Here is a 12,175-nt window from a genome sequence, read left to right on the forward strand (position 1 = left end):
TCGCCCACGCAGCGCAACGGCGACCGCCACGAGGCGGCCGCGCTGCGCCTGCTGCGCGCGCGGGGCCTGATGCTGCTGGCGCGCAACCTGCGCACCCGCGCCGGCGAGATCGACCTGGCCATGCGCGACGGCGACACGCTGGTGTTCGTCGAGGTCCGCGCCCGGGGCGACGGCCGCTATGGCGGCGCGGCGGCCAGCATCGGCCGCGAAAAACAGGCCAGGGTGGCCCGCGCCGCGGCCCATTGGCTGCCCGAACTGGCCCGGCGGCATTGGCGCGGCCGCCCGCCCGCCGCCCGCTTCGACGCGGTGGTCTTCGAGGCCGGCCACCCCCAGTGGCTGCGCGGGGCGTTCTGGCTGGACTGACCCCCCGCCACGCCGGTAACGGCGCGTCCGCGGATCGTTACGCCTGGACAGAACGGCGTTACGGCACCGTGAGATAATCGCGCCCATGGACATGACCTCTCGTATGACGTCGCACTTTCGCGACGCCATGGCTGCGTGCGAACAAAGCATGAACGTGCTGGCCGAACCGCTGGCGATAGCGGTGGACGTGCTGTTCGGCGCCCTGGCGAACAACGGCAAGATTCTGGCTTGCGGCAACGGCGGCTCGGCCGCCGACGCGCAGCACTTCATCGCCGAACTGGTGGGCCGCTTCGAGCGCGAACGCCTGCCCCTGGCCGGCATCGCGCTCAATACCGACACCTCCATCCTCACCGCCGTCGGCAACGACTACGGCTTCGACGAAGTCTTCGAGCGCCAGGTCAACGCCTTCGGCCAGGCCGGCGACGTGCTGGTGGCGATCTCCACCAGCGGCAATTCCCCCAATGTGGTGCGCGCCATGGAAGCCGCCAGCGCCCGCGAGATGCACGTGCTTGCCCTGACCGGCAAGGGCGGCGGCGTCATGGGGGAACTCATTACGCCCATGGACGTCCATCTATGTGTTCCCAGCGATCGCACGATGCGCATCCAGGAAGTCCACATTCTGCTGCTGCACGCGCTGTGCGACGGCATTGACGCTCTTCTGCTTGGAGACACCGAATGATTTCTGACGCCCGTACCGCAGTCCGTCCGCTGATGCTTGCCGCGGCCCTCTCCGCGGCCACGCTGTCGCTGTCGGCCTGCGCGCCGCTGATCGTGGGCGGCGCCGCCGCCACCACGGCGGTCGTCGTGACGGACCGCCGGACCTCCGGCGTCCAGCTCGAAGACCAGAACATGGCGTTCAAGGCGCAGAGCCAGATCTCGCAGAAACTGGGCGACACCGCCCGCGTCAACGCCATGGCCTATGGCGGCCACCTGCTGCTGACCGGCGACGTGCCCACGGAAGAAGCCAAGAGCCAGGCCACCGCGATCGCCCAGGGCGTGGAAAACGTCAAGCAGGTCATCAACCAGCTGACGGTCGGCCCCATCGCCTCGTTCGGCGTGCGGTCCAACGACACCTGGCTGACCTCCAAGGTCAAGAGCACCCTGCTCAATACCAAGTACGTGCCCTCGGGCACCATCGCGGTCACGACGGACCACAGCGTGGTCTACCTGATGGGCAAGGTGACGCAGGCGGAAGGCGAGTATGCCGCCAACGCCACCGCCGACGTGGGCGGCGTGGCCAAGGTGGTTAAACTGTTTGAAACGATCAGCCGCGAGGAAGCGATCCGGCTGTCGAACAGCGGTTCCCAGTCCACAACCACCGAAGCCAAAGCGCCCATCGAAAGCGGCGCCGGCGCGGCCAGCGACAATGCGGGCGGCACGGGCGGCGGCGTAGAGGTCATGCCCATCAAATGAAAAAAGCCATCGTAGCGCTCGCCGTCCTGGTGGCGGTCGGCATCGGCGCCTGGTTCGTCCTGCGCCCCGCGCAGACCGCCCCCGACGTCACCTTCACCACCCTGGAAGGCAAGACCTTCTCCATGCAGGACCTGCGAGGCAAGGTCGTGCTGGTCAAATTCTGGGCAACCAGCTGCGTGACCTGCGTGAAGCAGATGCCCGAGACCATCGCGGCCTACAAGGAATACGCAGGCAAGGGCTACGAAGCGGTGGCCGTCGCCATGGACTACGATCCGCCCAACTTCGTGCTGAACTTCGCCGAAACGCGCAAGCTGCCATTTCCCGTGGCGCTGGACACCAAGGGCGACATCGCCCGCGCCTTCGGCGATATCCGCCTGACGCCCACCGCCTTTTTGATCGACAAGAAGGGCAACATCATCAAGCGCTACCTGGGCGAATACGACGTGGCGGAATTCCACGCCACCGTGGAAAAGGCTCTGGCGGGCTGACCCGCCGGCGCGCCAGGGTTCCCCGCGGCGCGCCCATCATCGGTGCAACGGGCGCCCGCGCAGCCAGGCTTCAGAACGCCGGAACGACCGCGCCCTTGTACTTCTCCAGGATGAACTGCTTCACCGCCGGGGTGTGCAGGGCATCGACCAGCTTCTTGATGCCCGGGGCATCCTTGTTGTCGTCGCGGGTCACCAGGATGTTGGCGTAGGGCGAATCCGAACCTTCGATGAACAGCGCGTCCTTGGTCGGCACCAGGCCGGCTTCCAGCGCGTAGTTGGTGTTGATCAGGGCCAGGTCCACGTCATCGAGCGAACGCGGCAGCATCGCGGCTTCCAGTTCGCGGAACTTCAGCTTCTTGGGATTCTCGACCACGTCCGCCGCGGTGGCGAGGATGTTGGCCGGGTCCTTCAGCTTGATCAGGCCCTGCTTCTGCAGCAGCACGAGCGCGCGGCCGCCATTGGACGGATCGTTCGGGATCGCGACGGTCGCGCCGTCCTTGAGGTCGGACAGGCTCTTGAGCTTCTTGGAGTAGCCGCCGAAGGGCTCGACGTGCACCAGGGCCACCGGCACCAGATTGGCCTTGCGGTCCTTGTTGAAGGAATCCAGGTAGGGCTTGTGCTGGAAGAAATTGGCGTCCAGCTGCTTGTCGGCCAGCTGCAGGTTCGGCTGCACGTAGTCGCTGAAGACCTTGATGTCCAGCTCCACGCCTTCCTTGGCGAGTTGCGGTTTCACCACTTCCAGGATTTCGGCGTGCGGGACCTGGGTCGCGCCGACCACCACTTTTTCGGCGTGGGCCGCATTCGCCGCCACGAGGAAAGCCGACGCCACCAGGGCGGAACGGACAAGATTCAAACGCATGTATTGCCTCTTATAGGGATGAAAATTGGGGACGGCTTTCCGACCCTGACGGCCTGGCCCCCTTTTGCGGGGCCCGCCGTGGCGAAAACGCCCCCAATTTACCTGAATGCCGGTTATTTGTCGGGCATATGAACATGGGTTTAAAGCATAAGAAACCTGTGGGTACTACAATCCGTCGTATGCTTGCGCTACCGCGTTCCGAACGCGTTTTTGTGCAGGCATTTTTTCTAACCACTCATACGTATATTTGCCGACTTAGCTGCCATGACCGACACCCCCGACCCTGCTGCCGTTTCGTCTCCTGCCGTCAAAGCCGCCGTGCTGTCCGAGGCATTGCCGTACATTCGACGATTTCACGGCAAGACCATCGTGGTCAAGTACGGCGGCAACGCCATGACGGAAGAGCGATTGCAGCGTAGTTTCGCGCACGACGTGGTGCTGCTGAAGCTGGTGGGGTTGAACCCGGTGGTGGTGCACGGCGGCGGTCCGCAAATCGACGACGCGCTGCGCCGCATCGGCAAGCAAGGCACCTTCATCCAGGGCATGCGCGTCACCGACGCCGAGACCATGGAAGTCGTGGAATGGGTGCTGGGCGGCCAGGTCCAGCAGGACATCGTCATGATGATCAACGAAGTCGGCGGCAAGGCCGTCGGCCTCACCGGCAAGGACGGCGGGCTGATCCAGGCCCGCAAGAAGCTGATGGAAAACAAGGACAACCCGTCCGAGCCCATCGACATCGGCTTCGTCGGCGACATCACCATGGTCGAGCCGGCCGTGGTCAAGGCGCTGCAGGACGACCAGTTCATCCCCGTCATCTCGCCCATCGGCTATGGCGAGGACGGCACGGCCTACAACATCAATGCCGACGTCGTGGCCGGCAAGATGGCGGAAGTGCTGGGCGCCGAAAAGCTGCTGATGCTGACCAACACCCCGGGCGTGCTGGACAAGGGCGGCAAGCTCCTGCGCAGCCTGTCGGCCCAGACCATCGACGAGCTCTTCGCCGACGGCACGATCTCCGGCGGCATGCTGCCCAAGATCTCGTCCGCGCTGGACGCCGCCAAGAACGGCGTGAACTCCGTCCACATCGTCGACGGCCGCGTGCCGCACTGCCTGCTGCTGGAAATCCTGACCGACCAGGGCGTCGGCACGATGATCAGCTCGCACTGATGCACCCCCCCGTAGCGCTGCGCGCTTCCCCCCCGGGGGGGCGCCGCCGCGGACCGGCGGAGCCGGATCCGCGCGGCCCTGATTGGGGCGGCCTTGCCATATCTCCCCCGCGGTGCTTCTGATGCGAGTCCATCGCCAGTTGCTGCGGCCCGCGGTGCGGCTGCGACGTTCCCGGCGGACGGCCGAAGGCGCCTCCGAGCGCCTGTGGCTGTTCGACCTGGACAACACGCTGCACGATACCTCGCACGCCATCTTCCCGAAGATCGACCATGGCATGACCATGGCCGTGGCCGAGGCGCTGAACGTGGATATCGACACGGCCAACCGCCTGCGCTCGCAGTACTGGAAGCGCTACGGCGCCACCATGATCGGCATGGTCCGGCATCATGGCGTGGACGCCCACGATTTCCTGCACCGCAGCCACGACTTCGACGTCGATTCCCTGGTGCGCGCGGAGAAGGCGCTGGCCTACAAGCTGCGCCGGCTCCCCGGCCGCAAGGTGCTGCTGACCAACGCGCCGCTGCACTACGCCCGCGCCGTGCTCTCGCGCCTGGGCATCCTGCGGCAGTTCGACAGCCTGTGGGCCGTCGAGCACATGCGGCTGCATGGCGAATACCGGCCCAAGCCCTCGCCCGCCCTGCTGCGCTACGTGCTGGCGCACGAAGGCGTGCCGGCCCACCGGGCGGTGCTGGTGGAGGACACGCTGGCCAACCTGCGCGGCGCGCGCCGGGTCGGCCTGCGCACCGTCCACGTGTACCACCCAGGCACCCCGTTCTCCCGCGGCCGGTCGCAACGTCCGGCCTACGTCGACTTGCGGGTAAACTCCGTCAGTGATTTGCTGTTACGCCGACGCCCCTTGCGGGGATAGCGGCGCGCTCCTCCCTCCCCTTCACCGTCAGCCTGCGCGAGAGCAGACACTTCCATGGCGAGCAAACCCGGCGAGCGCAAGACCCAGATTCTGCAGACCCTGGCCGAGATGCTGGAGCAGCCGCACGCCTCCCGCATTACCACGGCCGCCCTCGCCGCGCGCCTGGAAGTCTCGGAAGCCGCCCTGTACCGGCACTTCGCCAGCAAGGCGCAGATGTTCGAAGGCTTGATCGAATTCATCGAAACCAGCATTTTCACGCTGGTCAACCAGATCGCCACCGCCGAGCCCTATGGGCTGGCCCAGGCGCACCAGACCGTCTCCATGCTGCTGACCTTCTCGGAACGCAACAAGGGCATGACCCGGGTGCTGACGGGCGACGCGCTGGTTACCGAAGACAATCGCCTGCAGGAACGCATCAACCACATCAACGATCGTATCGAGGCTTCGCTGAAGCAGTCGCTGCGCATCGCGATCACCGACGGCGGCCTGCCGCCGGAAGCCAATGTGGCCGCGCATGCCAGCCTGCTGACGCACCTGGTGCTGGGCCGCTGGCTGCGCTATGCGCAAAGCGGCTGGCGCGTCGCGCCTACCCTGCACCTGGACGAACAGTTGCGCCTGGCGCTGGGCTGAACCCGCCGATCAAGGCCGCCGCGCGAGCGAATCGGCGGCTGGCCGAGCGGGCCGGATGGGCGGCGCGCGCCCGGATTGGCGTGCGTTCATGCAACATTGCCATGCTTGCCGACCGCGGGGGCCGACGAGCATAATGCGCGGGATGGGTTTTCCACAAGCGCTAATCTCCATTTGCTTGACCTGCATCAATACGGGTTTTCCGCAATGCCGTCACGATCATCCTGTAGCGTCGACATGCCGAATTGATTGATCCCGTGCTCGCGGGGCGGCGTGTCGTCAGTTTGACCTCAACCGGAGATGGATATGACCGCGCAAGCCGCAGTCCCTGCCTCGCAAGCCCCAAAGAAAACCAAAATTCCCATCGGACTGGTTGCCGGCATCGTCGTAATGATCGGCGTGCTGATGCTCCCCCTGCCGGCCGACCTGCCCGTCGCGGGCCACAGGATGCTCGCCATCCTCGCGTTCGCCGTGGTGGTCTGGATTACCGAAGCCGTGTCCTACGAAGCCAGCGCGATCATGATCACGACGCTGATGGCCTTCCTGCTGGGCACGGCTCCGACAGTCAAAGACCCGCAAGTCCTCTACGGCACCTCCGCCGCGATCAGCATGGCGCTGACCGGCTTCTCGAACTCGGCGCTGGCGCTCGTTACCGGCGCCTTGTTCATCGCGGCCGCGATGACCTTCACCGGGCTGGACCGCCGCATCGCGCTGGTGACCCTGGCCAAGGTGGGCACCAGCACGCGCCGCATCCTGATCGGCTGCATCGCCGTGACCATCGTGCTCAGCCTGGTCGTGCCCAGCGCCACCGCGCGCAGCGCCGCCGTGGTGCCCATCATGATGGGCGTGATCGCGGCCTTCGGCGTGGACAAGCGCTCCAACATCGCCGCCGGCATCATGATCATCGTGGCGCAGGCCACCAGCATCTGGAACGTCGGCATCCAGACCGCCGCGGCGCAGAACCTGCTGACCGTGGGCTTCATGGAAAAGATGCTGGGCCAGCGCGTAGCGTGGTCGGACTGGCTGATCGCCGGCGCCCCCTGGTCGCTAATCATGTCGGCCGTGCTGATCGTCATCGTGCTCAAGCTGCTGCCGCCGGAAAGCGACAGCATCGCGGGAGGCAAGGAAGCCGTCGAGAAGTCGCTGCTTGAGCTGGGCCCCATGACCGGCGCGCAAAAGCGCCTGATGGCCGTGTCCATCATGCTGCTGCTGTTCTGGTCGACCGAAGGCAAGCTGCACAAGTTCGACACCACTTCCACCACCTACTTCGGCCTGGTGCTGCTGCTGCTGCCGCGCTTTGGCGTGATGACCTGGAAAGACGTGCAGTCGCGCATTCCGTGGGGCACCGTGATCGTGTTCGGCGTCGGCATCAGCCTGGGCACCGCGTTGCTGACCACGCAGGCAGGCCAATGGCTGGGCAACCAGGTCGTCGCGCACACCGGGCTGGACCACCTCGGACCGCTGGCCATCTTCGCGATCCTGGCGGCCTTCCTGATCATCATCCACCTGGGCTTCGCCAGCGCGACCGCCCTGACCTCGGCGATGCTGCCTATCCTGATCTCGGTGCTGGCCACGCTGCCGGGCGACTTCAGCCGCCTGGGCATGACCATGCTGCTGGGCTTCGTGGTGAGCTACGGCTTCATCCTGCCGATCAACGCGCCGCAGAACATGGTGTGCCTGGGCACGGAAACCTTCAACGCCAAGCAGTTCGCCAAGGTCGGCATCCTGGTCACCATCATCGGCTACGCGCTGATGATCCTGATGGGCATGACCTACTGGCGCTGGCTGGGCTGGCTGTAAGGAGGGCGCACGATGAAACTGTCGCTAGCCCAAGCCAATGAATACGGACGCCGCGTGCTGATGGCCCAGGGCGTGCCCGAGGACATCGCCCGCGACGTGGCCGAACACCTGGTGGAGTCCGACCGCGTCGGCTACACCAGCCACGGCCTGTCCATCCTGACGAACTATCGCCGCGTGCTGTCCGAGGGCCTGGCCCGGCCGGACGGCCGCCCGGAACTGGTCAACGATCGCGGCGCCATGCTGGCCTACGACGGCCACCACGGGCTGGGCCAATACGTAGGCAAGGTAATCATCGAGAAGGCCATCGAGCGCACGCAGGAGCACGGCCAGTGCATCCTCACGCTGCGCCACAGCCATCACCTGGGCCGCATGGGCCACTTCGGGGAAATGGTGGCGGCCAAGGGGCTGATCCTGCTGGCCTTCACCAACGTCATCAACCGTTCGCCCACCGTGGCGCCCTTCGGCGGCGCCCAGGCCTGCCTCACGACGAACCCGCTGTGCTTCGCCGGCCCGCTGCCCGGCGGGCGGCCCCCGTTCATCGTGGACATGGCCACCAGCTCCATCGCCGTGAACAAGGCCCGCGTGCTGGCCGCCAAGGGCGAGCCCGCGCCCGCGGGCTCCCTGATCGATGCCCAGGGCAATCCGACCACCGACCCCAACGCGCTCTTCACCGACCCGCCCGGCGCCCTGCTGCCGTTCGGCGGCCACAAGGGCTACGCGCTGGGCCTGGTGGCCGAACTGCTGGCCGGCGTCCTGTCCGGCGGCGGCACGATCCAGCCCGAGCATCCCCGCATCGGAGTGGCGACGAACAATATGTTCGCGCTGCTGCTGGATCCGCAGGTGGACTTCAATACGGACTGGCGATCGATGGAGGTGGGCGCGTTCATCGACTACCTGCACGCCTGCAAGCCTCAGCCTGGCGTCGAAGCCGTGCAGTATCCGGGGGAATACGAGGCCCGCAACCGGGCGGTGAACGCGGATTCGGTGGAATTCGACAGCCGGATCTGGGATGGGTTGATGAAGCTGGCCGTTGATCTTGGCGTGCCTGAGGCGTTGCCTTCTTGAGGTAGCAGGCTGTTCTTGCGGGTAGCGTTTGTTTGCTTGCTTTCGGACGTCTTGGGTTCTCAAGACGCCCGTCAGCATTAACGCCTCGATGGTGGCTGCTCATCCCCGAACTTCACCAGGTCGCTGATCATCACCTGCCGCTAAGCCACGATGCCAGATGGGTGGCGCGCGCGAGAGAGTCGTCAAGCGCACACCGCTACCTGCCGCGCGCCACCCATCACCGCCCCACCCACTGAACGGTGATGTCATCAGAAAACGACTGCTCGCATTCGCGACAGCGAACACCATCGAAATTTCAGAAATCACGTATGTCGTTTTCGGCCGCCTGCGCGGACGAAAACGACGGGCAGTAAAAGACTCGCCACTACCCACGGCTCCAGCAGCGCACCAGGCCAAGACGGGCGACCTACGAAGAACCCGCAGCGCCCACTAGCAAACCAGCAAAAAGATCAACTCTTAGCCGACCGATGCCGACTAATACTCATCATGATCCCAAACGCAATCCCCATGGTGAACAAAGCCGTCCCCCCATAGCTCATGAACGGCAACGGCACCCCCACCACGGGCAGGATCCCCGTCACCATCCCCACGTTCACGAACACGTAGATGAACAGCATCATCGTCAGCGAGCCCGACAGCAGGCGTCCGAACTGCGAAGAGGCGCGCGACGCGATGGTCAGGCCGCGGGCCATCATCAGCCCGTACAGCACCAGGAGCGCGATGCCGCCGTACAGGCCGAACTCCTCGGCATACACGGCGAAGATGAAGTCGGTGGTGCGTTCCGGGATGAAGTCCAGGTGGGTCTGGGTGCCCTTCATGTAGCCCTTGCCGTAAACGCCGCCGGAGCCCACGGCGATCATCGACTGGATCGTGTGGAAGCCCTTGCCCAGCGGATCGGAACTGGGATTGAGCAGCGTGCAGACCCGGTGCTTCTGGTAATCGTGCAGCACGACCCAGTCCACCTCGGGCTCGCACAGCTGGTCCTCGTAGTAGACCAGCGTGCCGATGGCGATGATGCCGGCCAGCAGGACCGGCACCAACAGCTTGAACGACAGGCCCGCGAAATAGATGACGAAGAAGCCGGCGCCGAACACCAGCAGCGCCGTGCCCAGGTCGGGCTGCAGCACGATCAGGCCGAAAGGCGCGGCCAGCATCGCGGCCGCGGCCAGGAAGTCGCGGATGCGGACCGCCCCCTCATGGCGCTGGAAGTACCAGGCCAGCATCATGGGCACGGCGATCTTCATCATCTCGGACGGCTGGATGCGGGTCACGCCCAGGTTCAGCCAGCGGGTCGCGCCCTTGCTGGTCTCGCCGAAGAATTCCACGCCCAGCAGCAGCACCACCCCCACCACGTAGAAGGGCAGGGCGAGCTTCATCAGCCACTTGGGCGGAATCAAGGCCATGGTCCACATGGCGAAGAAGGCGATGATGAAATTGCGCGACTGCTCGGCGAACCGCCAGTCGGTGCCGCCCACCGCCGAATGCATGACGGTCAGGCCCAGGGCCGCGAACATCAGCAGGATCGCCAGCAGCGGCCAGTCGAAAGCGGTGAACACCCGCAGCAGGATGAGGCCCAGGCGTTTCATGGTTTGCGCACCACTTCGGAGGCGATGGTTTCAACCGAGGCCAAGGGATCCGCGCGCTCCGGCCGCACGATCTTGTCCTGCCGGTCCTTGGCCAGCCAGTAGTCGAACACCTTGCGCGCCACGGGCGCCGCGACGCTCGCGCCCCAGCCGGCGTTTTCGACGATCAGCGCCACCGCGATGCGGGGGTGCTCCAGCGGCGCGAAGCCCATGAACAGGGCGTGGTCGCGCAGGCGCTCGTCGATGGCGCTGGCGCGGTAGTGGCCGCCCCGCAGGCTGAACACCTGGGCGGTGCCCGTCTTGCCGGCCGCCTGGTAGGGCGTGTTGGCGAAGGCGCGCCGCGCCGTGCCGGCGCGCACCACGTCCGCCATGGCGTTCTTGATCACGTCGACGTTGGCCTGCTTGAGCGGAATGCGGTAATCCGGCGCGGATTCGGTGGGCTTGGCCACGCCGCTGCGCGGATCGCGCACCGCATGCACCAGGTGCGGGCGCCGGTAGAGGCCGTTGTTGGCCAGGGTGGACGTGCCCTGCGCCAGTTGCAGCAGCGTGAAGGCGTTGTAGCCCTGCCCGACCGCCACGGAAATCGTCTCGCCCGCATACCAGCGCTGGCGCTCCTTGTCCTTGTAGGCCGAACGCTTCCAGTCGGTGGACGGCAGCACGCCGCGCTTCTCGCCTTCCAGGTCGATGCCGGTGATCTGGCCGAAGCCGAACTGCTTGGTGAAATCGTGCAGCGCGTTGACCCCGATCTCGGGGCCGAGGGAATAGAAATACGTGTCGGACGACACCACGATGGCCTTGTGCATGTCGGTCATGCCGTAGGCCGCGCCGCCGGCGTTGCGGAACTTCTGGCCGCCGAATTCGAAGTAGCCCGGGTCCGAGATCCGGTCCGTGGCGCGGCGCTTGCCCAGTTCCAGGGCGGCCAGGCCCACGAAGGGCTTGTAGGTGGAGCCGATCGGATAGGTGCCGTACAGCGGCCGGTTGATCAGGGGGTGATCGGGCGATTCGTTCAGCATGCGCCAGTTGTCGACGTCGATGCCGTCGACGAACAGGTTGGGGTCGAAGGACGGCTGCGAGACGAAGGCCAGCACCTCGCCGGTATCGGGGTCCAGGGCGACCAGCGCCCCGCGCTGCCCCTCGAATGCCTCTTCGGCCACTTTCTGCAGGCCCAGGTCGATGGACAGCATGATGTCGGAGCCCGGCACCGGATCGATCCGGCGCAGCGTGCGCATGGGCCGCCCGCCGGCGGTCACTTCGACCTCTTCCAGGCCGGTGCGGCCGTGCAGCTGCTCTTCCCAGGTCTTCTCGATGCCCTTCTTGCCGATGACGTCGGTGCCGCGGTAGTTGCCCAGCAGCCCGGCGCGGTCCAGCTCTTCGATGTCGCCCTCGGCGATGCGGCCGATGTAGCCCACCACGTGGGCGGCGGACAGGCCTTGCGGATATTCGCGCACCCAGCGGGCGCGCAGCTCCACGCCGGGGAACTGGAAGGCGTGCGCCGCGAACCAGGCGGCCTCGGTCTCGTTGAGGTTGTTGCGCAGCTGCAGGCTGGCGTAGCGGCTGGACTCCGCGGCGCGGCGCTTGAAGCGCCGCTGGTCGGTCGGGCTGATGTACACGACCTCGGTCAGCCGGTCGAACAGCTCGTTCACGTTGCCGGCGTGCGCCGGCACGACTTCAAGCGTATAGGTGCGGTAGTTGCGCGCCAGCACTTCGCCGTTGCGGTCCAGGATTTCGCCGCGGCGCGGCGGAATCGGCACGACGGCGATGCGGTTGCGGTCCGCGCGTTCGGACAGGCCCTCGTAGCGGTCCACCTGCAGGTACCAGAACCGGCCCACCAGCACGCCGAAGCAGGCCAGCGCGAAAATGCCGCCGACCCAGGCGCGCAGGCGGAATCGCTGCTTCTGCTGCTGGCCGGTTTTCTTGAATTCGAACATGACGCGGCGCCGCC

The 12,175-nt window shown here is 66.1% G+C and carries 12 protein-coding genes; 9 read left to right on the plus strand and 3 right to left on the minus strand.

All coding sequences use genetic code 11. The features are described from left to right. From ADE01S_RS18940 to ADE01S_RS18955, 4 genes are all read left to right on the plus strand, one after another. Nucleotides 1-363, plus strand: a 363-nt coding sequence (locus tag ADE01S_RS18940; RefSeq protein WP_062683279.1) for a YraN family protein, incomplete at its 5' end; no start/stop codon positions are given. A gap of 85 nt (nt 364-448) precedes the next feature. Then, on the plus strand, nt 449-1,042 hold the full coding sequence (locus ADE01S_RS18945) for a phosphoheptose isomerase (protein ID WP_062683280.1): 594 nt from the start codon (nt 449-451) through the stop codon (nt 1,040-1,042). Then, nucleotides 1,039-1,776: a BON domain-containing protein gene (locus tag ADE01S_RS18950; protein WP_062683281.1), complete on the plus strand. Its 738-nt coding sequence runs from the start codon at nt 1,039-1,041 to the stop codon at nt 1,774-1,776. The genes ADE01S_RS18945 and ADE01S_RS18950 overlap by 4 nt, the downstream gene beginning before the upstream one ends. After that, nucleotides 1,773-2,264, plus strand: a complete 492-nt coding sequence (locus ADE01S_RS18955; protein WP_062683282.1) for a TlpA disulfide reductase family protein — start codon at nt 1,773-1,775, stop codon at nt 2,262-2,264. The genes ADE01S_RS18950 and ADE01S_RS18955 overlap by 4 nt, the downstream gene beginning before the upstream one ends. 70 nt (nt 2,265-2,334) lie before the next feature. On the opposite strand, the gene ADE01S_RS18960 is transcribed toward ADE01S_RS18955, so the two are convergent. Then, a complete protein-coding gene (locus ADE01S_RS18960; RefSeq protein ID WP_062683283.1) occupies nt 2,335-3,123 on the minus strand; it encodes a MetQ/NlpA family ABC transporter substrate-binding protein in 789 nt (262 codons plus the stop codon). Nucleotides 3,124-3,387: 264 nt separating this feature from the next. Here ADE01S_RS18960 and argB point away from each other — a divergent pair, with 264 nt between their 5' ends. The 5 genes from argB to ADE01S_RS18985 all read left to right on the plus strand — a co-directional run bounded on the left by argB (nt 3,388) and on the right by ADE01S_RS18985 (nt 8,650). Beyond that, nucleotides 3,388-4,290, plus strand: a complete 903-nt coding sequence (argB, locus tag ADE01S_RS18965) for an acetylglutamate kinase (RefSeq protein ID WP_062683284.1) — start codon at nt 3,388-3,390, stop codon at nt 4,288-4,290. 121 nt (nt 4,291-4,411) lie between these two features. Next, nucleotides 4,412-5,158 (plus strand): pyrimidine 5'-nucleotidase, encoded by a 747-nt coding sequence (locus tag ADE01S_RS18970; protein ID WP_062683378.1) that lies wholly within the window; start codon nt 4,412-4,414, stop codon nt 5,156-5,158. 54 nt (nt 5,159-5,212) lie between these two features. Further along, complete coding sequence (gene slmA, locus ADE01S_RS18975; RefSeq protein WP_062683285.1) at nt 5,213-5,788, plus strand: nucleoid occlusion factor SlmA; 576 nt, start codon at nt 5,213-5,215, stop codon at nt 5,786-5,788. 303 nt (nt 5,789-6,091) lie between these two features. Continuing rightward, nucleotides 6,092-7,585 carry a DASS family sodium-coupled anion symporter gene (locus ADE01S_RS18980; protein ID WP_062683286.1) on the plus strand — a complete coding sequence of 498 codons (1,494 nt, stop codon included), beginning with the start codon at nt 6,092-6,094 and terminating at the stop codon, nt 7,583-7,585. A 12-nt stretch (nt 7,586-7,597) separates the two neighbouring features. Further along, nucleotides 7,598-8,650 (plus strand): Ldh family oxidoreductase, encoded by a 1,053-nt coding sequence (locus ADE01S_RS18985; protein ID WP_062683287.1) that lies wholly within the window; start codon nt 7,598-7,600, stop codon nt 8,648-8,650. 449 nt (nt 8,651-9,099) lie between these two features. On the opposite strand, the gene rodA is transcribed toward ADE01S_RS18985, so the two are convergent. Further along, nucleotides 9,100-10,236, minus strand: coding sequence for a rod shape-determining protein RodA (gene rodA, locus ADE01S_RS18990; protein ID WP_062683288.1), 1,137 nt, complete (start codon nt 10,234-10,236; stop codon nt 9,100-9,102). After that, nucleotides 10,233-12,161 carry a penicillin-binding protein 2 gene (gene mrdA / locus ADE01S_RS18995; RefSeq protein WP_062683289.1) on the minus strand — a complete coding sequence of 643 codons (1,929 nt, stop codon included), beginning with the start codon at nt 12,159-12,161 and terminating at the stop codon, nt 10,233-10,235. The genes rodA and mrdA overlap by 4 nt, the downstream gene beginning before the upstream one ends. Nucleotides 12,162-12,175: the final 14 nt, after the last annotated feature.

Origin of the sequence: Achromobacter denitrificans NBRC 15125, assembly GCF_001571365.1 — a bacterium.
Classification (GTDB): Bacteria; Pseudomonadota; Gammaproteobacteria; order Burkholderiales; family Burkholderiaceae_B; genus Achromobacter; species Achromobacter denitrificans.